We start from the raw sequence: 25,616 nt of genomic DNA on the forward strand, positions 1-25,616 counted from the left end.
GCGTTCAAAACAGGGCCGCCTCTTGCGCCGTGATGGCGGACGGTCCCGTTTCAATCGCCGAGAACACGATGCTCGTGCGGTCGCCGCTCGCTTCGCTGATGCTGATGTTTTTCACGAAAGCGCCGCCATCGAGGCGGATACTGCCGATGGCCTTGGCCAGCGCCGGCTGGCGCGCCTTCAGCGCCACCTGCCAGGTACCGCCATCAATGCTGCCATCGACTTCGAACAGCGTGTCGAGCTGCGCCAGGTCGCCGGCCAGCAGCGAAAACAGCACGCTGTTGATCATCTTGACCACCGGCTCCGTCTTCGCGTCGAGGCGCATGGCCACGCGCTCGCCCTGGAAATGCACGATCTCGTCGCGCGTCAGGCGCAGGGTGTTCGGAAACGGCTGCAAGGTGCGCCACAAGACGCCTTTGCCGGCCACCACGCAAAAACGGCCGTTCGACGCCAGCGCCTTCTTCATGCCGGCCAGCTGCTTGCTCTGGTCGAAGCGGCCGCACAACTGCTGCGGCTTGGCCAGCATGGCCTCGATCTTCGCTACCGGCGCGGCCGCGTGCAGCGGCGCCATCGCCATCAGGCACAGGCCCGCCAGCAGGATTTTGAATTGTTTTTTCATACGGCCTTCAATCCCAATTTTTCAAACAGTACCGGCGGCGAGGCAAAGCACATCTCGCCGCTGGCGATATCGACGGCCACCTGCGTCGTACTGGCGCGGTTCAGGCGCTTGCCCGTCGCGCTGTCGCTGACCAGGTACTCGATCTTCAAGCGGTCTTCCCACTCCACCAGGTCGGCGCGCAAGGTCAGGCGCTGGCCGAAGGTAGCTGGCGCCACATAGCGCAAGTGCATGTCGATCACGGGCCAGGCATAGCCGGAAGCCTTCATGTCGACGTAGTTGTAGCCGATGCTGTCGAGCAGCGCGCAGCGCACCACTTCGAGGTATTTCACGTAGCGGCCATGCCAGACGATCTCCATCGGGTCCAGGTCGAAGAACTGCACCTGCATCTCCACTTCGGCGTGCCAGCGGCTGGGCGTGGCCTTCTTGCCGCGCACCTTATGTGTCTCAGTCATTTCCGGCTCCATACAGTGGCCACGCCTGGGCGCGCATGCGTTCGAGCAGCACGCGCAGTTCCGGGTCGAGCCGGCGGTCTTCCTCGACGGGCGCGATATCGGCGGCCAGCGCCTCCAGCATCGCCGCCAGCGCCGCTTGCGGCGGCACGTCAGGATTGACCTTGCAGCGCAGCCAGACGCCTTGGCGCACGGTAATCAGCAGCGCCGCAGCCACCTGCTCGCACAGTTCCAGCACGCGCAGGCAGTCGCGCGCGGCGATGGTGCCCATGCTGACCTTGTCCTGGTTGTGGCATTCGGTCGAGCGCGAAAACACGGAGGCCGGCATGGTCAGCTTCAGCGCTTCGGCCGTCCAGGCCGAGGCGCTGATCTGCAATGCCTTAAGGCCGTGGTTGATGGCCGCGCGCGGGCCGGTGGCGCCCGACAGATTGGCCGGCAAGCCCTGGTTGTAGCGGCTGTCGACCAGCAAGGCCATCTGGCGGTCCAGCAGGTCGGCCAGGTTCGCCACCGTATTCTTCATGCTGTCCATGGCGAAGGCGATATGGCCGCCGTAGAAATGGCCGCCATGCAGCACGCGCTCGCCTTCGGCGTCGATGATCGGGTTGTCGTTGGCGCTATTGAGTTCATTCTCGATCGACGAACGCAGCCAAGGCAAGGCATCTGCCAGCACCCCGATCACGTGCGGCGCGCAGCGGATCGAGTAGCGGTCCTGCAGCCGCTTGCCATTGCGCTCCCAGGAATCGGTGGGCAGATCGGCGCGCAGCCAGGCCGCCACTTGCTGCATGCCGGGATGCGGCTTGACGGAGAACAGGGTTTCATCGAAATGGTGCGCGTTGCCGTCGAGCGCAAACGAGGCCATGGCCGTGATGCGCGTCGTCAGGCGCGTCAGGTATTCGGCGCGCTCATACGCCAGGCAGGCCAGCGCCGTCATGACGGCCGTGCCGTTCATGATCGCCAGGCCCTCCTTCGGACGCAAACGGAGCGGCGTGACGCCCGCTTCGCGCAGCGCCTGCTGCGCCGGCACCTGCACGCCGTCGCGCCACACTTCGCGCTCACCGCACAAGACGGCCGCCAGGTAGGACAGCGGCGTCAGGTCGCCGCTGGCGCCGACCGAGCCCTCCGACGGGATCAGCGGCAGCAGGCCCGCATCTAGCAGGCGCGCGATCTGCGCCAGCAGCTCCACGCTGACGCCGGAAAAACCCTTGGAGAGCGACGCCAGGCGCGTGGCCATGATGGCGCGCGTCTGCGCCGGCGTGAAGAATTCACCCAGGCCGCAGCCGTGATAGGTGTACAGGTGGTGCGGCAGCTCGGCCACCAGTTCCGGCGGCACGGTCACCGTGCACGAATCGCCGTAGCCCGTGGTCACGCCATAGATGGTGCCATCCTCGCGCAGCAGGCGGTCGAGGAAATCGGCGCCGCGCGCGATCGCCGCCAGAAAGACGGGGTCGCTGGACAGTTCGGCGCTGGCCCGGCCATGCGCGATGTCGGTAATGTCTTCGATGCGCAGGCGCTCGCGGTCGAAGCGGACGGCGCGCCGGGTGTTTTTCAGGTCAGCGAGTTGCATCGGGAGTATCCAATCTTGAAGTATCGGGGAGTTGCCAAAAATCGTAGAAGTTGAACCATTCGAGCGGCGCGCGCAGGCAGTGATGCTGCAGGCGCGCCGCATAGGCGGCCGCCAGTTCGGCCAGCATCGTCTCGCGTGCCTTGCGCGGCAGGTGCAGCGACTCGCGGAACAGTTCGAAATGTATTTCGGAGCGCTGGCCGATGCGCATGGAAAACAGCAGATACACGGGGCATTGCAGCACGCTGGCCAGCACATACGGGCCGATCGGGAAAGCGGCCGGCTGGCCCAGGAACGGCGCCACCGCCACGCGCGGCTGCGGCGAGACGGGAACGCGGTCGCCGGCGATCACCACGAACTCGCCTTGCGCCACCTTTTCCGCCAGCAGCATGGCCGTGGCGGGCGTGATTTCCGTCACCTGCATCAGATTGAGCTGACTGTCCGGATTGAGGCGCTCCAGCATGCGGTTGAACGCTTGCGCATGGCGCGTGTGCACGAGTACCGTCAGCTTCAAGCGCGTATTGCGCTGCGAGAGCACGCGGCACAAATCCAGGTTGCCCAGGTGAGCGCAGATCAGCAAGGCGCCGCGCCCCTCGTCCAGGCAGCGGTTGATGCCATCGTCGCCATCAACGCCGTGCAGGCTCACGCCACGCGTGTCGTACAGGCCGCCCCATAGCAGCATCTTGTCGAGAATGGTTTCGGCAAACGTGGCAAAGTGCCGTAGCACGCTCAGGTTTGCCGGACCGCCGCACGCCGCGACGCGGCGCAAGTAGCTGCGCGACACGCGGCGCGCACGCGGCTTGGTCAGCACGTACCAGGCCAGCACCGGGTACAGCACGATGCGGAAAGGCCAGCGACCGAAGACGCGGCAGATCCAGAACAGCAGGCGCATGCCGGCCACGAAGCTGACCTCATTGAAGCCGGACCAGTGTCCGCGCGGCTGCTGCGGTGCTGCCGTCATCGCGCGCGCCAGTGGCGGGCCAGCAGGCGCGGTGCGCGCCACAGCATGCCGAAAAACAGACGCGCGTGCATGCGCGAAATCAGCACGTTGTCGCGCCAAAGATCAAAATGCGAGACGCCGTCGCTGGGGTAACCGACGCGCGTGGGCAGGTTCGCCATCGACAAACCATCCCAGTACAGGCGCACCAGCACATCGGTGTCGAAATTCATGCGCTGTCCCAGCTGGCACTTCTCCGCCAACGCCATGAAAGACACCAGCGGATAGACACGAAAGCCGCACATGGAGTCGCGAATCTGCAGCGACAGGGTATTGATCCATACCCATACGTGCGTCGCATAGCGGCCGTAGTAGCGCGCCTTGGGTACCGAAGCGTCGTACACGGGGTAGCCAGCCACCACGGCCGCAGGCATGGCTTGCGCCTGCGCCAGGAAGCGCGGCACATCGTCTGTGTCATGCTGGCCGTCGGCATCGATCTGCAGCGCATGGCTGTAGCCTTGCGCATGCGCGTGACGGCAACCCGTCAGCACCGCCCCACCCTTGCCCAGGTTGTGCGCATGGCGCAGCAGGGTCACGCGCGACGGATGCGCGGCGGCCAGCGCATCCAGGATGCGCGCGCCGGCGTCAAAGCTGCCGTCGTCGACGAGGATCAGCGGTACGCCATGCGGCAGCAGGCGCTGCACCACGGCGCCGATCGCGTGTTCATGATTGAACACGGGGATCACGATGCAGGGTTGAAAACGCACTTCAGTCACTGTGTGCTCCGGCGCGGCCAAAGCGCAGCAGCGAATGGCAATAGCCGATACCGTCGCGCGTGGTCAGCAACTCCAGGCCGGCCGCTTGCGCCAGGCGGATGTAGTCGGTGCTCTGGTAAATCTTGCTGTTACCGCTGGCCATGGCCGTGAAGTACGGCGAGGTGTTGATCAGGCAGTAGGCGGCGATATCGTACTGCTGGCGGTCCCAGAAGGTATCCATGATCAGCACTTGTCCATTCGGCCCCAGTGCCTGCGCCACGCGGCGCAGGATGCTGGCGATGGCCGGCTCGCTGAAACAGCTGAGAAATTGGCTCATCCAGATCAGGTCCATGCCGACCGGCAGCGGCGCCGCGTCGTCGAGCAGGTCGCAGGCGTGCAAATGGGCCCGCTCGCGCACGCCTGCATCGGTGAGGGTCCGGTCGGCTACCGCCAGTTGGCGCTCGAGGTCGACCAGGTGCAGTTCCACACCCGCATGGTAGGCCAGCGCCGCACTGGCGAACTTGCCCGTATTGGCGCCGATGTCCATGATGCGGCGGGGCGCCGTGGCGAAGACGTCCGGGAAGATCTCGGGGAACGATGTATCCGAATAATGGTGATCAAAGGCGAACCAGCTGCCCTTGGCCGGCTCCGACAGGGCCGACAGGCCCTGGTACAGGGTGGGCCAGTCACCCAGCGCGACCAGTCCCAGTGGCTGCTCGGCGTCGAGCGAGCGGTCCAGGTCGAACAAGCCCTGGTAGCAGACGTCGTGCATGAAGTCCAGGTTGACCTGGGTGATGCTGTCCGTCAACATGCAAAAACCGACTTTATCGAGCACATACGCGCCGTCGCGCAGCGAGACGACGCCGGCCGACAGGCACGATTCGAGCGCCACCTTCAGCGCATATTCCGTCCAGCGGCCGCTGGCGGCCATGTCGGCGATCGTCAGGCCGCTGTGGCCCGTGTCGGCCAGCGCCTGCAGCATGCCGCGCTTCCAGGCATAGCGCACGCATTGAAAGACGACGGGACCGAAAGCGATTTTTTGTGCCTCGAAACGGGCGGCAAAGGCGGTCTGGCGTTCGGGTGAGAATTTTTTATCTAACATGCGCTCGCTGCTGGAGTGGGTGTATCGGTGCCGCCATCGGGAACGGCAGCGGCATTCGGGTGAAACAGGATGCGGCCGCTGGCATGCTGGCCGGCGTCCGACTGATAACGAAATTGCAGGCTGGCCTTGGTCGCGTCGTATTCGAGCGCCAGCCGGACCGGCCGGTCCGGCAGCACCGGCTGCTGGAACTTCAGCGCATGCATGGCGCGGAACCGCGCGGGCAGGTCCAGGTGCTGGCGCGCGAAGTGCAGCGCCCACTCCACCTGCACCACGCCGGGCAGCAAGGGCGCGCCCGTGAAATGGCCATCAAAATAGAACAGATTCTCCGGGACGTGCAGCTCGAACAGCAACCGTGGCGTTTCGCCTTCGGCCGAACGCTCGACTAACTGCGCATGCGGCAAGCGAGGTTTCTCGAGCAATGCCTGCAACAGCGCCTGCGTCGTCTTGCCCTGCGCATTGATGGGCAATTGTTCCAGGTAGCGCCAGCGGCGTGGCAAGGCAATGGCGTCGACCTGTCCGCCCAGCGCCGTTTGCAGCTGGCGGTTCAGTGCCAGCTTGCCTTCGGCGTCGAGCAGCGCCCGGCCAGCGGCGCTGCAGACGATAAAGGCGGCCACCTTCTGACGCTCGCCGGCCGGCGCATCGCACAGCAGCACGCGCGCGTCCAGCACCAGCGGCGTGGCCAGCAATGCCGCTTCGATGGCATTGAGGGAAATGCGTTTTTCTTCGATCTTCACGATGCGGTCGCTGCGTCCCAACAACTGGAAGCGTGCTGGCGCCGTTTCGCGCGCGCGGTCGGCCAAACATAGCCAGCCATCGTCGGCCAGGTGCGCCGAACGCACTTCCAGCGCGCCGTCATCCATCAGGCGCCAGTCCACACCGGGAAAACCCTGCCAGCTCTCGTCGTCAGGGCGCTCTGGCACGCGCTGGCGCCAGGCTACGCCGCCGGTCTCCGAACTGCCGTAGATTTCGCGCGGCACGCGGCCCAGCAAATGCCCCGCCGCCAGCGCGCTGTCCAGGGCCAGCGGACCGCCCGAGGAAAACACGGCGCGCAGTTGCGCGCGCGCGCCGGACCAGTCGATGTGTTCCGGCAGGCGTTTCAGGTGCGCGGGGCTGGCGGCCAGGACGCACGGACCGCGCGCCAGCAAGGCCGCCAGCTGTTCCGGATAATCCACGCTGTGCGCATGCACTGCACGCCCGGCAGCCAGCGGCCACAAAACCTTGAACAGCAAGCCGTAGATATGCTGGTGCGAGACGGTGGCGACGACGGCCGCGCCATCGGCATGTTCGCCAAACAGCTGCTCCAGCGTGACCACCTCGCTGGCCAGCTGCGAGAGTTTTTTCGGGATCGCTTGCGCCGCGCCCGTGCTGCCCGAGGTGTACACCACCAGCGCCGGGAAATCGTCGGCAAGCTGCGTCCACGCACGCTCGGCCGGGCTGTCCGCTGGCAGCGGCAGCGGCGCATGCGCAGCCGGGAACTGCCCCAGGAAACCATCGACGGACGCAGCCAGCGAAGCGCAGCTGGCCGGCAGCGTATCGGCCGTCAGCCAGACGGTCTTGCCCGCCTGCCAGGCGCCCAGCAAGGCGGCGCCAAACTCGATGCTGTCGTCCAGGTACAAAGCGAAATGGCGGCCTGCCTGGCCTTCCAGCAAGCCGGCCCAGGCGGACATGCGCGCCGCAAAGTGCGCGTAATCAAGCACATCGCCATCGCGCCAGCCGACGGGCATGGACGGCGGGCGGCCATGCATGGACAGCGCAAGGCGCGCCAGCGGGGAAATCGGCGGATGTGCGTCAGGCACGGGAGCTTGCGGCAACGAGGATTCAGGCATGGTGCAAACGCTTAAAACGCAGGCGGACGAGATACTCGCCGCCAAATAACAGAGCCATCAGGATATAGGCGATGACGCCCGTGTACAGCGACCAGACGGCTTCGCTGGCCCACAGTGCCGTACCCAGCGCGATGCCGCCGTTGACGATGAAAAACCCGCACCAGACTTGTGTCACGCGGCGCGTATAGCGCACGGCGGCGGGCGAAAAATCCTTCTCGCGCAAGCGCGCCAGGCGTTCCACCACCGACGGCGGCGCCCACAGGCTGTAGCCGAAAGTGGCCAGCAAGACGACGTTGACCAGTACCGGATACAGTTTCAGCGGTAGCAGCAGATTGCTCCACAGAGCGATGGCGGCCAGCAGCAGCGCGGCCGCCACCGACCAGCGCGCGGCGCGCTGCAGCTTCAACGCGGGCAGGCGGCAGGCGGTGGCCAGCAACAACAGCAGCGCCAGCCAACGCGGCTCGACCTGGCCGTGACCGAACCAGATCGCCAGCGGATACAGTACGGTCAGCAGCAACGCGACGGCATTGAGCAGCACGCGTTATGCCGCCTGTTCCGACACCGACATCGCGCGCAGTGCTTCGACCACATCGTCGATCGTGCGGATGGTCTTGAATACTTCCGGCTGCAGGCGCTTGCCCGTCAGCTGCTTCAGCTTGACCGCCAGGTCGACCGCGTCAATGCTGTCGATATCGAGTTCGGCGTACAGATTCGATTGCGGCGTCAGCGCCGCCGGATCGAGCTCGAACATTTCGGCCAGCAGCTGCACCACCCATGCGTACAATTCATCGCGGCTCATTGCGCTCATATCTACCATTTTGCTGCTCCTTACTTCTTTCTGTGAGTGTCAACCATCGCCGCCAGCGCCCGTACCGAGGCAAAGTGGCGGCGCGTATCGGCCGAATCGGCCGACAGGGAAATGCCGTATTTTTTTTGCAGGGCGACGCCCAGTTCCAGTGCATCGATCGAATCGAGTCCCAGGCCCTCGACAAACAAAGGCGCATCCGTATCGATATCGGCAGCGCTCACGTCTTCCAGTTGCAGCGCCTCGATGATCAGTTCTTTCACTTCTTGTTCAAGCATGGTGTTCCTGTTTCCCGCTAAAGTAATGTTGCAGATGAGTGGTCAAGGTACGCGCCGCCATCACGTCGCTGGCGCCACCGCCGGTAAACTCGCCGATCGCCAGGTCGTCCTGCACGGCGATCTCGAAATGCGCACGGCGGGCCGGCACGCGCCACCATGGTTCGCCCTTGCCCAGAGTCCTGGGCAGGCAACGTATCAGCACGGGCGTCACGTCGCGGCGGCCGCGCACGGCGATATTCGCCGCACCGCGCTTCAGCACGACCTCGCCACTGCGTGGCGTGCGCGTACCTTCCGGGAAAATGATCAGGTTATTGCCGCGCTCCAGCGATGCCAGGCAGGCGTCCACCAGTTCGGCGCCGCCCGTGTTATTGATATAGCCTGCCGCGCGCACGGGGCCGCCCGTAAACGGGTTATTCCACAAATCGGACTTGACGATGCAATCGGCCTGCTTGACATACGCCATCAGGAAAATCGTGTCGATCAGGGTCGGATGATTGGCCAGGATCAGCAAGCCGCCGCGTTCCAGCTTGTCGAGACCGCGCAAGTCGTAGCGCAGCACGCCGAGAAAACGCATCAGGCCGATATACAGGCGAAAACTCCAGCGGATGATGGCGCGCGCACAGGCGATGCGCGTTTCGCGCCGCCACACCAGCACCTGCAGCAAGGGGAACACCAGCACGCGCAGCAGCAAGCCACCAAGGCCGAAGGCGGCGAAACTGAGCGCGGTCGCGATGGTACGCCAGCCTATCGATATGCCGGCGCGAACAGCCTCCAGCTTATGCATGGCGGCTCCAGCACCATGTCTGACGGTTGGCAGCATGCTCGAACGTGCGGGCCTCGCCGAGCATGAATCGCAACACGGCCAGGCTGCCCGGCATGGCGCCGGCGGCAGCCGCCAACGCATCATCCCTGCCGCGGGCGCGCCACGTCAGGCTGAAAGCGGCTCCAGGGGTAGCCTCGGCCTGCAGCAGCCAGGCAAACGCATGCGACTGCTCATGACAGTCTTCAAAAGCTTCGAACGGCACTGGCAAGGGACACTCCGCCAGCACCAGCAATACCTGCGCCGCGCCATCGGCCAGCAAGCCGCACGCCTCGATCACCGCGGCTTCGAGGCTGGCCGCACCGGCGGCAATGGCCAGCTGATTCGCCGTATCGGCGCGGGCGATGGAAAACAGGCCTGCGCTGGCATTGTGCACGGCCATGCCGAACGCCGTCGGCGACAGGGGTTCGCCCTGGGCCAGCGCCGACAACAGTTCGACGGCGCGCGCCACCTCGCCGTGGCGGGAGCAAAAAACGAGCGGAATATCGCGTTGTTCGCCGAGACAGGCGTACGCCACTTCGAGCGCCATCTTGCCCAGCTGACCGGCGCGGCGGCGCAGCATCGGCGCCATCGCACGCACGCCCGGCTCGCCGGCAGCGGCAATCGGCGCGACGGGCAAGGCGCTTTGCGCCCACGCGCGCCATTGCTGCGGCGTTTCCAGGCCCGGCGCCCATGCGGCGTGTCTGACAATTGAAAAACGGACACCATCGGTGCGCATATGCATTTTCCTGAGCTCAAAAAAAGGGCGAACTCACGTCAAAACCGCGCAAAAAGCCTCGCCGGCGTTCTTTTCAAATTATAAACGATGGAAGTAAAAATAACTAAAATAAATGGCCGTGAGGCAACTTTTTAAATGTAAATACAAAACCTGTTTTTTAAAGAATCCTCCGCCTTAGTTACTATTCGTAACACTCCCATCCATTGTCTTCCGATGGAAAAATCAGCATTCTCCGGCAAACTGTCGGCATTCTCGGAACTGGCGTTTTTTATCCATGACCAAGACAAGCGGCGCATGCGACACATAAGAGCGTTGTTTTTAGATAACACACGCCGCATGGCGCAACGGCGCCCCCATATTCCCGCGCATGGTGGCCGCGAGGATTAAAGCGGATGCGCGGCAAGGACAATACAGAGCGTTTGCTTTATGCCAGTTCCAGCCGGCCCATTCAACTCTGGCGGCTTTGTCTTGTCAGCAGGGAAAAAAACAGCACGGCGCCGGCGATCACGGCATATGAAGAATGAGGAAGGCCGGCACGGGCGCCGTGAAATACGGGGGCGATGCAAAGCCGGTGGCCAGCGCGGCACAGACTGCGCGCCAAGGTGGCCACCACGGTACCGTTAAAACACCCAGAGCTTATCGGCCGGCATGTGCAGCCAGTACTTGCCCGCTTCGAGCTTGTGGCGCGAGTACGCGCGCAAGCTGATGTTCTCGGCGCCACCGCGCTCGAACAGGCATTCCCAGCGGTCGCCCAGGTACATGCAGGTCAGCAGCGGCAGCTCGATGGCGTTGTCCACCTGCGTGGCGCTGATCTTCACTTCCTCGACGCGTATCATGGTCGTCACTTGCGTGCCCAGGTTGGCGCCGCGCGCCACGCCCTGCATGGAGGCGCCATCGACAAGCAGGCGCACCTGACTGCCTTCGCGCTGCACCACCTTGCCGGGCAGGCGGTTGTTACTGCCCATGAACTCGGCCGTAAACAGGGTGTCCGGCGTTTCATACATGCTTTGCGGCGTGCCCTGCTGCTCGATCTTGCCGTTATTGAGCAGCAGGATGCGGTCGGAAATGGCCATCGCCTCGCCCTGGTCATGCGTCACCATCAGCGCGGACAGGCCCAGGCGCACGATCAGTTCGCGCAGGAAGGCGCGCGCTTCCTCGCGCAGCTTGGCGTCCAGGTTCGACAGCGGTTCGTCGAGCAGGATCACGGGCGGGTTGTACACCAGCGCGCGGGCAATCGCCACGCGCTGCTGCTGGCCGCCGGACAGCTGGTGCGGATAGCGCTCGCCCAGGTGGCCCAGGCCCAGCTGCGTCAACACTTCCTTGATGCGCGCGGCGATTTCCGTGCTGCCCATCTTGCGCAATTTGAGGCCGTAGGCGACGTTGTCGAACACGGTCTTATGCGGCCACAGCGCGTACGACTGGAACACCAGTCCCAGGTTGCGGTGCTCGGCCGGCATTTCGAAATGCTGCGCGCCATCGAAGACATTGCGCTCGCCGATCTCGATCGTGCCCGCCTTCGGGCTTTCCAGCCCGGCGACGGCGCGCAGCAAAGTGGTCTTGCCGCTGCCCGAAGGCCCCAGCAGGGCGACCACTTCGCCTTTCTTCAGGTGCATCGAGACACCCTTCAGGATCTGGTTGGCGGAGGCGCCGGTGCCGTAGTCCAGGTGCAATTCATTGACGGTCAATTCATTCATGATGTGGTCTCAGTCTATTCTTAGTTATGCAACTCAGTTGTGTAACTTGACGCCGAAGCGCAGCGCGATGCCCAGGCCGATGGCCACCAGGGTGATATTGATGAAAGACAGCGCCGCCACCAGGTCGGTCGAGCCGCCCGCCCACAGCGATACCAGCATGGCGCCGATCACTTCCGTGCCCGGCGAAAGCAGGTACACGCCCGTCGAATATTCGCGCTCGAAGATCAGGAACACCATCAGCCAGGCGCCCAGCAAGCCGTATTTGATCAGCGGCAGCGTTACGTCGCGCGTCACCTGGCCACGGTTGGCGCCGACGGCGCGCGCCGCCTCTTCCAGTTCCGGGCCCACTTGCAGCAGCGCGGTGGAAATGAGGCGCATGCCGTAGGCCATCCACACCACCGAATACGCAAGCCACAGGGCGAAGATCGTCGAGCGCACTTCGCGCAGCACCGGAATCACATGGCCGCTCAGCCACAGGGCCACGCCGTTGTCCATGCCTTTCAATATGCCGTCGAGCCAGGCCGGCACGAACAGGAACACCCACAGGAACGACAGGCCTGCGAGCAAACCCGGCACGGCGCGCGGCACCAGCACGCTGTAATCGAGCAGGCGCGTGATGCCGTCCTGCTTGCGGTGCATGGCCAGCGCGATGAAGCTGTAGCAGCCGACGGCCAGCGCGCCGCCGACGACGCCGATCAGGATGGTGTTGACGATGCCGCGCACCAGCGAAGGCTGGTCGAAAATATCGCGGAAATGCTGCAGGGTCAGCACGTCGGCCAGGTGCACGCCCTCGCCCCAGTACTGCACGAAGGAGCGCAGCACGATGCCCGTCAGCGGCAGGATGATGGTGAAGATCAGCCAGCCTGCCAGCAAGGCAAACGCCAGCCACTTCCAGCGGCCCAGCGGCATGGCCTTGCTGCGCGCGCCCTTGCCCTTGATCGACACATATTTGTTGGCGGACTTGAGCAGCCAGCGCTGGATCATCACCAGCGGCATCGTCACCATCACCAGGCAGACGGCAACGGCGGCCATCAGGTGGTACGACGGCGTGCCCAGTTTATTCGTCAGCTTGTACAGATAGGTCGGCAGCACCAGGTGGCCTTCCGGATCACCGAGCACCAGCACCAGGCCGAATACTTCGAAGCCGAGGAAGAACACCAGCACGCCCGCATACGCCAGCGCCGGCATGATCATCGGCAGCGACACGTTCAGCATGACCTGCACCGGTGAAGCGCCGGCCACGCGGGCCGCTTCTTCCACGTCCGAACCCAGGCTTTTCAGGGCCGACGAGGCATACAGGTAGACGTGCGGCACGTGCGTCAGGCCGGCGATGATGACGATGCTGGTGAAGGAATAAATATTCCAGGGCACGAAGCCGAACAGCTCCTTGGCCCAGACCGAGTAGAAGCCCACGGGCCCCATCGACACGACGTAGCCAAAACCCATCACCATCGGCGAGACAAAGATCGGCACCAGCAGCATGGGCGCCACCCAGCCGCGGCCTGGCAAGTCGGTGCGCACCATCAGGAAGGCCAGCATGCCGCCCAGCGGCACGGCAATGACGGTCAGGCCGCAGGCAAGCATCAGGCCATTCTTGAAGGCCATCGAGAAATCGGGATCATCGAAGATGAAACGGTAAGAGTCAAAGCCGAATTCGCGCACCGGCATGAAAAACGGCGCGTTCAAAAAGCTCTGGTAAAAAATCAGAAACAGCGGCAGGAAAATGGCGACCATGGTGATCGCCACGACCACGCCGCGCGGCCAGTTCAGGCGCGACAAGGGAGAGCGCGACCGTGCAGGCAGCGGCAAGATAGCAGTTTGCATGATGAATCCAATGAATGAAGGGTGCGGCATCCGTCCGCGGGCACGCGCCTGCGGACGGCCAGGACGGCGTTACTTCTTGCCGGCTGTTTCTTTCCATTGCTTCAAGAAGGCCATGCGCTTGGCTGGCCCCAGGAATTGCAGGATGATCGGGTGCACCGGCACCGGCTTGATGTTGGCCGCGCCGATTTCCTTGATCAGGTCCGCCGAGGTGGTCTCGCCCGTGACATCGGCGCGAATCGCGTACAGCTTGGCGCCGTTCGAGATGATGGTCTGGCCGCGGTGCGACAGGATGTAGTCGAGCCACAGCTTGCTGGCGTTGACGTTCTTCGCGTTCTTGTTGATGAACTGCACGCGCGACAGGATCAGGGTGTAATCCTTGGGCAGCACCACGCCGATCGACGGGTCGGTCTTGGCGCGCACCAGGGCATAAGAGCCCAGCACGTTATAGCCGATCAGGTTTTCGCCCGACGAAATACGCTCCATCATGGTGCCCGTCGACGACTGCACGCGCACCTTGGCCGTACCGAACGCGTTTTGCAGCGCCAGGAACTGCGGATATTCCTTCGCATCCTGCGACATGAACATGAAGCCCACGCCCGACTTTTCGATGTCGTAGGTGGTGACCTTGTCCTTGAATTTCGGCGTGGCGATCAGCTTGACGAAGTCGTCGTGGTTCTTCGGCACTTCCTTCGAATCGAGCAAACGCTTGTTGTAGACGATGGCGGCCGGCTCGAACGTGGTGCCGTAAGCCTGGTCGTCCCACATGGCCCAGCCGGGGATCTTGGACGCTTCGACCGACTTGTATTTCAGGGCGTAGCCATCGGAGGCCAGGCGCATCTGCAAGTCCATCGCCGACGACCACATCACGTCGGCCGTGTTGCCACCGGCGGCCACTTCGGAAATGAAGCGGTTATACACTTCCGTCGAATTCATGTCGTTGTACTCGACCGAAATGCCCGGATACAGGGCGCTGAAATCCTTGATCAGCGGCGCGGCGGCCTTGCTGTCGGTGGCGCTGTAGATCACCACCTTGCCTTCCTTCTTGGCCGCGTCGATGATCTTCTGGTAGTCGGCCGGATAACCCGCCGGCACCTGCGCGAAAGCGGCGCCGGTGCTACCCGCGAAAGCGGCTGCCAGGGCGATGGCGAGAATGGTCTTGGTTTGCATGGTTTGTCTCCGTCTGTGATTGTTGTATGGTTTGCTATTGGATTCAGCGCATCAGGCCCAATTCGGCCGCCTGCCTGGAGTAGCGTTCGACTGCCTGGTTCACGTACTGCGTCAATTTGTCGCCCGTCAGCGCGAACGGATACATGCCCGATTGCGTGCGCCACTGGGCAAACTGCGGCGTGGCCATCGCACGGTCGAACGTGTCCACCCAGCGCTGGTAATCCGCTTCCGGCACCTGTGGTCCCATCCACAGGCCGCGGATGATGGGCCAGACCACGTCGATGCCCTGCTCGCGCGCCGTCGGCACGCTGGCCAGCACGCCGGGCAGGCGCTTTTCCGACAGCACCGCCAGCACGCGCGCATGGCTGTCGCCCGCGTTCAGGGTCGCTTCCGACGTATCGCCCGACATCACCTGCACGTAATCGGCCTGCATCGCCGTGAAGATCTCGCCGCCGCCCTCCAGCGCCACGAAGCGCAGCACTTTCGGGTCGATGCCGGCCTTGCGCGCCACGAGCGCCATTTTCAGCCAATCCTGGCTGCCGATGGTGCCGGAGACGCCGATCAGCACCTTGTCGGGGTGGCGCTTGAGCGCGGCGATCAGGTCGGCCAGGCTCTTGTAGGGCGAGTCGCTGCGCACGGCGATCATGCCGTAGTCGGCGCCCAGCGCCGCCACCCAGCGCACATCGCCCGTCTTGGCGTTGCCGAACTTGCCTTGCGCCAGGTTCAGCAGCGAACCGCCCGAAAACACCACCAGGGTGTTGGATTCGGCACGCCGGCGCTGCGAACCCATCGAACGCCACGCCACCGCGCCGATGCCGCCCGGCAGATAGCTGATGCGCACCGAGGACGCGAATGGCGCTGCCGCCGCCGGATCGGGCTGCAGCAAGCCTTTCTGCGCCAGCTTGCAGGTCAGGTCCATGGCGCCGCCCGGCTTGGACGGCACCACGCAGTCGACTTCAGGCGCGGCGGCCGCTGCCAGCGCGGGCAGCAGCGCGGACAACAGCAGCAGCGACAGGAACACGGTGCGCAGCATGGTCATGCCCTTAGAAGCGGTGCTGGATGCCGGCGATCAGGCCGCGCTGCGTGTCGCCGAAACCGGCGTCGTCACGCGACAGGCTGACCAGCTGGTTGTGCTTGGCCTTGGCATAGGCGCCGGCCACATACAGGTCGGTGCGCTTGGACAGGGCATAGCGCACGCGCGCCACGTACATGATCGGATCGGCATCGAGGTTGGCCGCCACGTTTTTCACGTCCTGGTAGTAGATCACGCCCGTCAGGGTGATGACCGGCGTGGTCTTGTAGCTGACGCCGCCCCAGTACAGGGTGCCGCGCACGTCGGCCTTGCCGCCGGCAGCCGGATCGAGCTTGTAGTCGCGCGCCGCCGCCTGCACCTTCCACGGGCCGTCGTCGTACATGGCGCCCAGGTGGTACACGGTGGTCTTGTCGCGCGCGCCGCCGGCGATGGTGTTGCCGTTCACCTGTTCATACGTGGCCAGCAGGCTGACAGGACCGGTCTTGTAGGTGACGGCCGTCGACAGCTTGGCGCTGTCCGAGCTGCCCGTCGACTGTTCGCCAAAGCCGTACGATGCGCCGTAGCTGAAACCGCCCGTCTTGCCCGAGTACTTGACCATATTGTCGAAGGCCGTCGTCATGCCGTATTTGCTGGGGCCCGTCGCATTGGCCGAGGTGGCCCACGAGTAGAACGGCGCATAGGCCATCGGATCGAATGGCAGCACGAAGTCGTACACGGTGGTGAACGAGCGTCCCAGCACGACGCGGCCAAACGCGCCTTCCAGGCCCACGTTGGCCTGGCGCTTGAACAGCGCGCCGTCGGCCGCGCCCGTGTCAACGAGGATGCCGCCTTCCAGATTGAAGACTGCTTTCAGGCCGCCGCCCAGGTCTTCGCTGCCCAGGATGCCCCAGCGCGAAGTGTTCATGCCGCCGGAGCTCACTTGCGTCATCGAGCTTTTGTTCGGGCCGGCGTTGCTGGTGTTGCTGATGCCGGCGTCAAGACGGCCGTACAGGGTGACGTTCGACTGGGCGTGGGCGCTGCCGGCTGCGGCGAGTACCGCCATGGCGGCCAGCGAGAATGCGGTTTTCTTCATGTAGAGTGTCTCCCTTAGATATAGTTATTAGTGATATGCCTGATCAATTTCATGAATCAGGATCACACTATATGATCGCGATCCTTTCAATTCGCTTTCAGACTGGCAGGTGTCGCCGGCCAGCCACAGGCAATAGCAACAAATTCATTGCGGCCCCTGTCGGCGGCGTGCCGACAGGCTTACACTGCACCCATTCAAACGAATGGCGGAGACCATGCGCATATTATTAGTGGAAGACCATCTGGAGCTGTCGCACTGGCTGGCAAAGGCCCTGCGCGACGCGCACCTGACGGTGGAGACAGCCCACAACGGCGCCGATGCCGACGCCCTGCTGCATACGCAGGAATATTCTTTGGTGCTGCTCGACCTGACCCTGCCGAAGATGGATGGCCTGGACGTGCTGCGCCGTCTGCGCGCGCGCGGCGGCACGCGCGGCAAGACTCCCGTCATGATACTCACGGCGCGCGGCGGCCTCGATGAAAAAGTGCAGGGCCTGAACCTGGGCGCCGACGACTACATGGCCAAGCCGTTCGAGCTGGCCGAACTGGAAGCGCGCGTAAAAGCGCTGCTGCGCCGCAGCCAGGGCAACGAAGCGCTCGTGCACACGTGCGGCGCCCTCGGTTTCGACACCGTCACGCGCATGTTCAGCTATCGCGGAGCGGCGCTGGCGCTGACGCCGCGCGAACATGCGGTGCTCGAAGCGCTGATCACGCGCTCGGGACGCGCCGTATCGAAGGAAAAGCTGTTCGATGAAGTCTTTGCGCTGGCCGACGACGCCAACCTGGACGCCATCGAACTGTATATCCACCGTGTGCGCAAAAAACTCGAGAACGGCGTGGAAAGCGGCTCGCCCGACGGCGCCGTCATCACCACCCTGCGCGGCATCGGCTACCTGCTGCAGCCGCGCAGCGCCATGGCCCCCGCCGCGCCGAAATGACCGTGCGCGCCCCACGCCCGCCCCTGTTCGAGCGCCTGCGCCGGCGCTGGGCGCAGGGACGGCCGCTGGGCAGCCTGCGCAGCCAGCTGCTGCGCTGGCTGCTCATCCCGCTGGTGATGCTGGTGCTGCTCGACGCCTTCTTCGTCTACCGCAACGCGCTCGACGCGGCCGACATGGCCTATGACCGCTCCTTGCTGGCGTCGACGCGGGCGCTGGCCGAAAGAGTCTCCATCGTCAATGGCAAGGTGGTGGCCGAAGTGCCTTACGTGGCGCTCGACAGCTTCGAGACCGACACGCTGGGCCGCATCTACTACAAGGTGACGGGCATCAACGGCGAGCTGGTGTCGGGCTATGGCGACTTGCCGCCCGTGCCGAAAAACGTGCCCCGCTCACAGAATTATCCGGCGCTGGTGCGCTTCTACCACGCCGACTACCACGGCAAGCCGATCCGCATCGCCGCCCTGCTGCAACCCGTGTATGACGACTCGATGCGCGGCATCGCCCTGATCCAGGTGGCCGAAACGCTGGACGCGCGGCGCGGCCTGTCGAACCAGATCCTGTTCGACACCCTGAGCTGGCAGGCGGCGATGATACTGGTGATGGGCGCGCTCGTGTGGTTTGCCGTGCGCCTGGTGCTTCGCCCGCTGATGCGCCTGAAGACGGAAGTCGAGACGCGCGCCCTGTCCGACCTGTCCGACGTCGATCCCACGCTGGTGCACAAGGAGATGCGCCCGCTGGTGAGCGCCATGAACGGCGCCATGTCGCGCCTGCAGCAGCTGATCGCCAGCCAGCGCCGCTTCATCGCCGATGCCTCGCACCAGCTGCGCACGCCGTTGACGGTGCTGAAAACGCAGGCCGAACTGGCCATGCGCGAGTGCGACCGCCAGGCTGGCGCGCCGCCGGACATCGCCGCCCTGCGTGACATCGTGCGCTCGATCGCCGCCACCACCGATTCGACCGTGCTGCTGGCCAACCGCCTGCTGACCCTGGCCCGCATCGAGCATGGCGGCGAGAATCTGGCGATGGACAGCGTCGCGCTGCGCGACATAGTGCAGCAGGTGGGACTGGAAATGGCCATGGCCGCCGTCGCCAAAAATATCGACCTCTCGCTGGAAGCGCCGGACGAAGCGCCCGTGCATGGCCAGGCCCTGCTGCTGCATGAACTGGTGGCCAACCTGGTCGACAATGCCCTGCGCTACACGCCACGGGGCGGCAGCGTGATCCTGCGCGTGCGCGCGGGCGGCGCTGGAAACGAAACGGTGCTGGAGGTGGAAGACAGCGGCAAGGGCATCCCGCCGGCCGAGCGCGAACGCGTGTTGACGCCGTTCTACCGGGTCGGCGCGGCGCTCGAGAGCAACCCGGGCGGCGCCGGGTTGGGACTGGCCATCGTGCGCGACATCGCCGCCCTGCACGGCGCGCGCCTGGAACTGGCCACGGCGGCGAATGGGCACGGCCTGAAAGTCAGCGTGCATTTCGGCGGCTGGGCATGAAGCGCCGCACAGATATATCTTCGACACTTAATGTTGCATCAAAACAACAAATATTTTATTTGCAATATTTTTTAAATAATTGCCTTACGTAAACATATTCATCCCTATACAATTCGGCTCCCATTAAGCGGCGAGATAGTCTCCCCCGCATTAATTATCTAGGATCAATATGAAAAAGCAATTGTTCGCAGCAGTCGTCGGCGCCGCCCTGGCATTCCCTTTGTTCGCTCAAGCCGAAGGCATCTACGCCGGCGCGAATATCGGCCGTGCGGAACTGAAAGTATCTGCCGATCAAGAAGTTTCGCGCAAGGACAACGATACCGGCTACAAAGTCTACGCTGGCTACGACTTCACGCAGAACTTCGGCGCGGAAGCCGGCTACGTCGATTTCGGCAAGCTGTCGCAAAACTTTGACGGCATGAAATCGGCAATCAAGAACCATGCATTCTACGTCGCCGCCACCGGCACCCTGCCGCTGAACGAACAGTTCTCGCTGTTCGCCAAGGCTGGCGTTGCGCAAAACCGCGCAAAACTCACCGTCAGCGCGTTGAATTTCAGCGAGAGCGAGTCGCACAACAAAACCTCCGCCCTGTTCGGTATCGGCGCGGCTTACCACTTCGACAAAAAACTGTCGCTGGTTGCGGAATACGAAAACTTCGGCAAGGTAGCGAGCGAAGACGGCGCCAAGCTGAAAGCGGACCTGCTGTCGATCGGCCTGCGCTACAAGTTCTGATTCGCGCTTGCGTGAATGAATGTCCGCCCGATTGAATGACGGATAAAAAAAGCCGGCTGCAAAGCCGGTTTTTTTTATGGCCGCATGGCGCGCCATGGGCACCGATGTTAAGATCGCGCCCTGAGATTTTAATGAAGGCAGACTGCCATGATGACCAAAGAAGACGTAAGCGAACTGTTCGCCAATATCGCCGAGAACGCGCCGTGGGACTTGACCCAGCCGCTGCTGTGGGGCTATTACTTCACCAACCCGACGTCCGAACCGCTGGAACAGGCCGCCGCCCTGCTGGCGCTGCAGGGCTACCGCCCCGTGGAACTGTACCAGCCGGAACTCGACGATCCGGCGGCGCCGCCCGTGTGGGTGCTGCACGTGGAAAAGGCGGAAGTGCACGGCGTCGACAGCCTGCACGCGCGCAATGGCGAACTGATGGCATTTGCCCAGGAAAACCAGCTGGCCAGCTATGACGGCATGGATGTGGGCCCCGTCGGTACGGCGGCGTAATCCGACGACATCACGCATAAAAAAACGGCGCCCGCGGGCGCCGTTCTGCATGGATCGCTGAAGCTTGTTAGCTGAGGTTTTCCAGGCGAATCTTCGTGACGGTACCGACCACGCTGTTCAACGCTTCCATCTTCTCGATGGCGGCCGTGACGTTCTTTTCCTGCGTCTGGTGCGTCAGCATGATGATGTCCGTATGCGTCTCGCCTTCGGCCGGTTCTTTTTGCAGCATGGCGTCGATCGAGATGCCTCGCTCGGCCAGGATGCGCGTCAGGTCGGCCAGCACGCCAGGCTGGTCGGCCACATGCATGCGCAGGTAGTAGCTGGTGGTGATTTCCGACATCGGCAAGATGGCGATATCGGTCATCGCGTTCGGCTGGAACGCCAGGTGCGGCACGCGGTGTTCCGGGTCGGCCGTGGCCAGGCGGGTGATGTCGACCAGGTCGGCGATCACCGACGAGGCGGTCGGTTCGGCGCCCGCGCCGCGGCCCGAGTACAGGCTGGCGCCGACGGCGTCGCCATGCACGAGCACCGCGTTCATGGCGCCTTCCACGTTGGCGATCAGGCGCTTGGCGGGGATCAGGGTCGGATGCACGCGCAGCTCGATGCCTTCCACGCCGTTGACGGTGGCGCGCTTGGTGATGCCCAGCAGCTTGATGCGGTAGCCCAGCTGCTCGGCATAGCGGATGTCGACGGCATTGAGGTTGCTGATGCCTTCCACGTAGGCCTTGTCGAACTGCACCGGGATGCCGAAGGCGATGGCCGACATGATGGTGGCCTTGTGCGCGGCGTCGACGCCTTCGATGTCGAAGGTGGGGTCGGCTTCCGCGTAGCCGAGTTCCTGCGCCTGCTTCAGCACGGTGGCAAAGTCCAGCCCCTTGTCGCGCATTTCGGACAGGATGAAATTGGTGGTGCCGTTGATGATGCCGGCGATCCATTCGATGCGGTTGGCCGTCAAGCCTTCGCGCAGCGCCTTGATGATGGGGATGCCGCCGGCGACGGCCGCTTCGAAGGCCACCATCACGCCCTTGTCCTGGGCGGCGGCGAAGATTTCGTTGCCGTGCACGGCCAGCAGGGCCTTGTTGGCCGTGACCACGTGCTTGCCGTTGGCGATCGCCTGCATCACCAGGGTTTTCGACAGGTCGTAGCCGCCGATCAGTTCGACGACGATGTCGATCTCGGGATCGTTGACGATCAGGTGCGGGTCATTGACGACCTTGCAGCCGCCGGCGACGAGCGCTTCGGCGCGCGCCACGTCGCGCACGGCGACGGCGACGACTTCAATGCCGCGGCCAGCGCGGCGCTTGATTTCTTCCTGGTTGCGTTTCAGAACGCTGAACGTGCCGTAACCGACATTGCCCAGGCCCAGCAGGCCGATCTTGATGGATTTCATAATTGTGCTTGACTGCTCATAAGTGGCGCCCCTTTGGGCGGCGCCAGGTTGATCGAGATTGCTGCTGGCCGGTTCAGCCCCGGCCGTGACGCTTGCGGTAACCTTCGAGGAAGCGCGCAATGCGCCCCATGGCCTCGGTCAGGTCATCGGAATTGGGCAGGAAGACGACGCGGAAATGGTCGGGCGCGATCCAGTTGAAGCCCGTGCCCTGCACGATCAGGACCTTCGCTTCGGCCAGTAATTCATAGGCAAACTGCTGGTCGTCGGCGATCGGGTAGATCTCCGGGTCCAGGCGCGGGAACATGTACAGCGCGGCCTTCGGCTTGACACAGGTGACGCCCGGAATATCGGTCAGCAGCTTGTGCGCCAGATCGCGCTGTTTCAACAGGCGCCCGCCGGGCCCCACCAGGTCTTGTATGCTCTGGTAGCCGCCAAGCGCCGTCTGAATGGCAAACTGCCCCGGCGCGTTGGCGCATAGCCGCATCGAGGCCAGCATGTTGAGGCCCTCGATGTAATCTTTTGCGTGGCGCTTTTCGCCCGAGACCACCATCCAGCCGGAGCGGTAGCCGCAGGAGCGGTAATTCTTCGACAGGCCGTTCATCGTGATGAACAGCACGTCGTCGGCCAGCGAGGCGATCGACACGTGCTCGGCTTCGTCGTACAGTACCTTGTCGTAGATCTCGTCGGCGAAAATGATCAATTGGTGCTGGCGCGCCAGTTCGACTATCTGCAGCAGCACGGAAACCGGGTACAGCGCGCCCGTGGGATTGTTCGGGTTGATGACGACGATGGCCTTGGTTTGCGGCGTGATCTTGCGGCGCATGTCCTCGATGTCGGGATACCACTCGTTCTGCTCGTCGCACACATAGTGCACGGGATTGCCGCCCGACAGGCTGACGGCGGCCGTCCACAGCGGATAATCGGGCGCCGGCACCAGCACTTCGTCGCCGCTGTTGAGCAACGCGTTCATCGACATCACGATCAGTTCGGAAGCGCCATTGCCCAGGTAAATGTCATCGATGGTCACGCCGGCGATATTCTTGCCCTGCGTGTAGTGCATGACGGCCTTGCGCGGCGCGAACATGCCTTTCGAATCCGTATAGCCGGCCGCGTTCTGCAGATTGAGCATCATGTCGCGCACGATCTCGTCGGGCGGATCGAAGCCGAATACGGCCAGATTGCCGATATTGAGCTTGGTGATCTTGTGGCCTTCTTCTTCCATTTGCCTGGATTTTTCCAGGACCGGGCCGCGGATGTCGTAGCAGACGTCCGCCAATTTATTCGATTTCTGAATCGGTCGCAAAATAAATCCCTGTCGTGATGCGGCGCGGTGAGCAGAACTTGCAGCGTGGCCGCCGCGCCAGAACTATGAACCCGTGAAACTGCGATGCCAAAGACTGCAAGGCGAAAACAACCATTCTCGCCGAAAACAGGGCATTTTATCAAATTAAACATGGCGAACCGCAGCATTTGGCGCCGATTCTGCCACGCCGGCGCATCCGCACGACAATCGGGCGGGCGCCATCTTCATCTTCCCTTAATCTTGCAGCATTACCATGGCGTCAGCATGCACCGCCACTGTGGCGCCGAACATTGCAATTTGGAAAGGATGTTGCTTTTCAGTCGCTCTTTTTTGTCATTTATGGCATGCTTACGCCCTTGGCCGCGGCACCCAGTTTGGCCGCGCGCGCACCGATCAACCGACACGACCAGCCCCGATATCGCCATGAAACTCCACGCCAGCAGCACCCAACAATACCAGACTGTCACCGGCTATGACGAAAACGGCGTCGAGATCAATGCCCAGCCGTACAACTACAGCCTGATCGTCATGCCGGAAACACCGCCACGGGCGTGGGAAGTGGACAGTTTCGAGCAATTGAACGAGGCGCATTTCGCGCAAATCCTGGCCGACGCACCCGACGTGGTCATCCTCGGCACGGGCGAGCGCCAGCGCTTCGTGCATCCGAAACTGACGGCCGCGCTGACCATGCGCCGCATCGGCGTCGAATGCATGGATAGCCAGGCCGCCTGCCGCACCTACAATATCCTCATGGGCGAAGGCCGCAAAGTCACGCTGGCCCTGATCCTGGCCCCGGCCGCAGGCAAGGCCGCATGAAAATCAATGTCAATGAACTGCACTCGTCACGGGTGCTGATGTGGTCCCTGCTGGGCATCTTCATCGTCGTCACGCTGTATGCGCTGGGTATCCGTACCCTGGTGCCGCCCGACGAAGGCCGCTACGCCGAGATGGCGCGCGAAATGTTCGTCACGGGCGACTGGATCACCACGCGCCTGAACGGCATCAAGTACTTTGAAAAGCCGCCGCTGCAAACATGGATGAATGCGCTGACCTTCGCCGCCTTCGGCCTGGGCGAGTGGCAGGCCCGTTTGTGGACTGGCCTGTGCGGCATCATCGGCGTGTGCATGACGGCGTATGCGGGCAAGAAAGTGTTCGGCCCGCGCGTGGGCCTGTATGCGGGCCTGGTGCTGGCGTCGAGCCTGTTCTGGCTCGCTTCGGGCCAGATCAATTCGCTGGACATGGGCCTGTCGGGCATGATGACCCTCACCATGGGCAGCCTGCTGATCGCCCAGCGCGACGACGCCACGGCGACTGAGCGGCGCAACTGGATGCTGGCTTGCTGGGCCGCCATGGCGCTGGCCGTGCTGGCCAAGGGTCTGATCGGGATCGTGCTGCCGGGCGCCGTGCTGGTGCTGTATTCGCTGTGCGCGCGCGACTGGCGTATCTGGACCCGTTTGCACCTGGTCAAGGGCTTGCTGGTGTTCTTTGCCATCGCCACGCCGTGGTTCGTGCTGGTCGCCCTGCGCAATCCGGAACAGCCGCATTTCTTCTTTATCCACGAGCACTTCCAGCGCTTCCTGATGAAGGGCCACAAGCGCGAAGGCGCCTGGTACTACTTCCTCGTGCTGCTCATTCCCGGCATCCTGCCATGGATAGGCGTGCTGCCGCAAAGCCTGGCCGCCGCCTTCAAGCGCCAGGAAGGCGCCTTCCAGCCCCGCTTGATGCTGCTGATCTGGGCCGTCTTCATTTTCTTCTTCTTCAGCTATTCGACCTCGAAGCTGCCTGGCTATATCGTGCCCGTCTTCCCCGCGCTGGCGCTGCTGGTGGCGCTGTACCTGGAATCGGCATCGCGCCGCCAGCGCCTGTTCGCCGCCGGTCTGCTGTGCGTGCTGGGCGCGGCCATCCTGATCGGCGGGCCGATCGCCTTCAGCAGGGCCAGCGCACGCGACGCGGATGCCCTGGTCGCGCTCAAGGGCTACCAGCCATGGCTGATGGCGGCCGGCTTCTTCGCCCTGGCCGGCGGCGCCCTGGCCTTGCTGCATGCGCGCCAGCTGCGCCGCGACATGACCGTACTGACGATTGCCGGCGCCGGCTTCCTGGCCACGCACTGCATCCTGGCCGGCTCCGAACTGTATGGCCAGAACCGCGCGGGCACGGACATGCTGCCGCAGATCCAGGCCGAACTGACGGCCGATACCAAGCTCTATTCGGTCGGTATCTATGAACAGTCGCTGACGTATTATCTGCAGCGGCCCGTGATCCTCGTCGATTACTGGGATGAGTTTACGTTTGGCCTGAAACAGCAGCCGGAATTGTCCATCCCGAGCATCGAGACTTTCATCACGCAATGGACGACCGATGCCAACGCCGGCGTGCGCGACATGGCCATTATCAGCCTGGACCGTTACAATGAATTGCAAGAGCGTGGCGTGCCCATGCGTGTTGTCGCCAAGGATGCGCGCCGCATGGTCATTGCCAACAAATAGTGTTTAACTGGGGCGCGAAGCAACACGGATCGCGCCCGCGGCCAGCTTGCCCCGCCCCCGCAGCGGCAGGTGTTTTTCACTGCTGAACCGGCTGCGCCGCCATACTGACGATATAAAAT

General features: G+C 63.5%; 25 protein-coding genes. 6 read left to right on the forward strand and 19 right to left on the reverse strand.

Annotation, left to right across the window (positions count from 1 at the left end; all coding sequences use genetic code 11):
* Positions 1 to 4 precede the first annotated feature (4 nt).
* From IGS55_RS08065 to IGS55_RS08145, 17 genes are all read right to left on the reverse strand, one after another.
* The gene (locus tag IGS55_RS08065; protein WP_099762893.1) at positions 5 to 616 is read right to left on the reverse strand and encodes a LolA family protein; all 612 of its coding nucleotides are present in this window, start codon (positions 614 to 616) and stop codon (positions 5 to 7) included.
* Positions 613 to 1,068: an acyl-CoA thioesterase gene (locus IGS55_RS08070; protein WP_230517310.1), complete on the reverse strand. Its 456-nt coding sequence runs from the start codon at positions 1,066 to 1,068 to the stop codon at positions 613 to 615. The genes IGS55_RS08065 and IGS55_RS08070 overlap by 4 nt, the downstream gene beginning before the upstream one ends.
* On the reverse strand, positions 1,061 to 2,629 hold the full coding sequence (locus IGS55_RS08075; RefSeq protein ID WP_230517311.1) for an HAL/PAL/TAL family ammonia-lyase: 1,569 nt from the start codon (positions 2,627 to 2,629) through the stop codon (positions 1,061 to 1,063). Before IGS55_RS08075 ends, IGS55_RS08070 begins: the two co-directional genes overlap by 8 nt.
* The gene (locus IGS55_RS08080) at positions 2,616 to 3,587 is read right to left on the reverse strand and encodes an LpxL/LpxP family acyltransferase (RefSeq protein WP_230517312.1); all 972 of its coding nucleotides are present in this window, start codon (positions 3,585 to 3,587) and stop codon (positions 2,616 to 2,618) included. Before IGS55_RS08080 ends, IGS55_RS08075 begins: the two co-directional genes overlap by 14 nt.
* On the reverse strand, positions 3,584 to 4,339 hold the full coding sequence (locus IGS55_RS08085; RefSeq protein ID WP_230517313.1) for a glycosyltransferase family 2 protein: 756 nt from the start codon (positions 4,337 to 4,339) through the stop codon (positions 3,584 to 3,586). The genes IGS55_RS08080 and IGS55_RS08085 overlap by 4 nt, the downstream gene beginning before the upstream one ends.
* On the reverse strand, positions 4,332 to 5,420 hold the full coding sequence (locus tag IGS55_RS08090) for a class I SAM-dependent methyltransferase (protein ID WP_230517314.1): 1,089 nt from the start codon (positions 5,418 to 5,420) through the stop codon (positions 4,332 to 4,334). The genes IGS55_RS08085 and IGS55_RS08090 overlap by 8 nt, the downstream gene beginning before the upstream one ends.
* On the reverse strand, positions 5,414 to 7,246 hold the full coding sequence (locus IGS55_RS08095) for an AMP-binding protein (protein WP_230517315.1): 1,833 nt from the start codon (positions 7,244 to 7,246) through the stop codon (positions 5,414 to 5,416). Before IGS55_RS08095 ends, IGS55_RS08090 begins: the two co-directional genes overlap by 7 nt.
* Positions 7,239 to 7,784: a hypothetical protein gene (locus IGS55_RS08100; protein WP_230517316.1), complete on the reverse strand. Its 546-nt coding sequence runs from the start codon at positions 7,782 to 7,784 to the stop codon at positions 7,239 to 7,241. The genes IGS55_RS08095 and IGS55_RS08100 overlap by 8 nt, the downstream gene beginning before the upstream one ends.
* A 3-nt stretch (positions 7,785 to 7,787) precedes the next feature.
* The gene (locus IGS55_RS08105; RefSeq protein WP_034750398.1) at positions 7,788 to 8,045 is read right to left on the reverse strand and encodes an acyl carrier protein; all 258 of its coding nucleotides are present in this window, start codon (positions 8,043 to 8,045) and stop codon (positions 7,788 to 7,790) included.
* 29 nt (positions 8,046 to 8,074) lie between these two features.
* A complete protein-coding gene (locus IGS55_RS08110) occupies positions 8,075 to 8,329 on the reverse strand; it encodes a phosphopantetheine-binding protein (RefSeq protein WP_034750401.1) in 255 nt (84 codons plus the stop codon).
* Positions 8,322 to 9,113, reverse strand: coding sequence for a lysophospholipid acyltransferase family protein (locus IGS55_RS08115; RefSeq protein WP_230517317.1), 792 nt, complete (start codon positions 9,111 to 9,113; stop codon positions 8,322 to 8,324). Before IGS55_RS08115 ends, IGS55_RS08110 begins: the two co-directional genes overlap by 8 nt.
* Entirely contained in the window at positions 9,106 to 9,867 is a 762-nt protein-coding gene (locus IGS55_RS08120; protein WP_230517318.1) for a beta-ketoacyl synthase chain length factor, read from the reverse strand. Before IGS55_RS08120 ends, IGS55_RS08115 begins: the two co-directional genes overlap by 8 nt.
* Before the next feature lie 620 nt (positions 9,868 to 10,487).
* Complete coding sequence (locus IGS55_RS08125; protein WP_230517319.1) at positions 10,488 to 11,561, reverse strand: ABC transporter ATP-binding protein; 1,074 nt, start codon at positions 11,559 to 11,561, stop codon at positions 10,488 to 10,490.
* Positions 11,562 to 11,594: 33 nt separating this feature from the next.
* Positions 11,595 to 13,385: an ABC transporter permease gene (locus IGS55_RS08130; RefSeq protein WP_219327488.1), complete on the reverse strand. Its 1,791-nt coding sequence runs from the start codon at positions 13,383 to 13,385 to the stop codon at positions 11,595 to 11,597.
* A gap of 69 nt (positions 13,386 to 13,454) precedes the next feature.
* On the reverse strand, positions 13,455 to 14,552 hold the full coding sequence (locus IGS55_RS08135) for an ABC transporter substrate-binding protein (protein ID WP_230517320.1): 1,098 nt from the start codon (positions 14,550 to 14,552) through the stop codon (positions 13,455 to 13,457).
* A 43-nt stretch (positions 14,553 to 14,595) separates the two neighbouring features.
* Positions 14,596 to 15,591 (reverse strand): Bug family tripartite tricarboxylate transporter substrate binding protein, encoded by a 996-nt coding sequence (locus tag IGS55_RS08140; RefSeq protein ID WP_442908151.1) that lies wholly within the window; start codon positions 15,589 to 15,591, stop codon positions 14,596 to 14,598.
* A 4-nt stretch (positions 15,592 to 15,595) separates the two neighbouring features.
* Positions 15,596 to 16,657, reverse strand: coding sequence for a porin (locus tag IGS55_RS08145; RefSeq protein ID WP_230517322.1), 1,062 nt, complete (start codon positions 16,655 to 16,657; stop codon positions 15,596 to 15,598).
* A 214-nt stretch (positions 16,658 to 16,871) separates the two neighbouring features.
* On the opposite strand from IGS55_RS08145, the gene IGS55_RS08150 reads away from it, so the two are divergent.
* From IGS55_RS08150 to IGS55_RS08165, 4 genes are all read left to right on the forward strand, one after another.
* Complete coding sequence (locus tag IGS55_RS08150) at positions 16,872 to 17,594, forward strand: response regulator (protein ID WP_230517323.1); 723 nt, start codon at positions 16,872 to 16,874, stop codon at positions 17,592 to 17,594.
* 2 nt (positions 17,595 to 17,596) lie between these two features.
* On the forward strand, positions 17,597 to 19,084 hold the full coding sequence (locus tag IGS55_RS08155) for a sensor histidine kinase (protein ID WP_230517324.1): 1,488 nt from the start codon (positions 17,597 to 17,599) through the stop codon (positions 19,082 to 19,084).
* Positions 19,085 to 19,253: 169 nt separating this feature from the next.
* Positions 19,254 to 19,817 (forward strand): porin, encoded by a 564-nt coding sequence (locus tag IGS55_RS08160; RefSeq protein ID WP_230517325.1) that lies wholly within the window; start codon positions 19,254 to 19,256, stop codon positions 19,815 to 19,817.
* A 147-nt stretch (positions 19,818 to 19,964) separates the two neighbouring features.
* Positions 19,965 to 20,318, forward strand: coding sequence for a ribonuclease E inhibitor RraB (locus IGS55_RS08165; protein WP_230517326.1), 354 nt, complete (start codon positions 19,965 to 19,967; stop codon positions 20,316 to 20,318).
* Positions 20,319 to 20,385: 67 nt separating this feature from the next.
* Here IGS55_RS08165 and IGS55_RS08170 read toward each other — a convergent pair whose 3' ends face one another.
* On the reverse strand, positions 20,386 to 21,708 hold the full coding sequence (locus tag IGS55_RS08170; RefSeq protein WP_034750424.1) for a homoserine dehydrogenase: 1,323 nt from the start codon (positions 21,706 to 21,708) through the stop codon (positions 20,386 to 20,388).
* Between the two features lie 73 nt (positions 21,709 to 21,781).
* Positions 21,782 to 23,011, reverse strand: coding sequence for a pyridoxal phosphate-dependent aminotransferase (locus IGS55_RS08175; RefSeq protein WP_034750427.1), 1,230 nt, complete (start codon positions 23,009 to 23,011; stop codon positions 21,782 to 21,784).
* 423 nt (positions 23,012 to 23,434) lie between these two features.
* On the opposite strand from IGS55_RS08175, the gene IGS55_RS08180 reads away from it, so the two are divergent.
* Positions 23,435 to 23,827: an Mth938-like domain-containing protein gene (locus IGS55_RS08180; RefSeq protein ID WP_070311121.1), complete on the forward strand. Its 393-nt coding sequence runs from the start codon at positions 23,435 to 23,437 to the stop codon at positions 23,825 to 23,827.
* Positions 23,824 to 25,497 carry a glycosyltransferase family 39 protein gene (locus tag IGS55_RS08185; RefSeq protein WP_230517327.1) on the forward strand — a complete coding sequence of 558 codons (1,674 nt, stop codon included), beginning with the start codon at positions 23,824 to 23,826 and terminating at the stop codon, positions 25,495 to 25,497. The genes IGS55_RS08180 and IGS55_RS08185 overlap by 4 nt, the downstream gene beginning before the upstream one ends.
* Positions 25,498 to 25,616 lie beyond the last annotated feature (119 nt).

This window comes from Janthinobacterium sp. EB271-G4-3-2 (genome assembly GCF_020858035.1).
Classification (GTDB): domain Bacteria; phylum Pseudomonadota; class Gammaproteobacteria; order Burkholderiales; family Burkholderiaceae_D; genus Janthinobacterium; species Janthinobacterium aestuarii.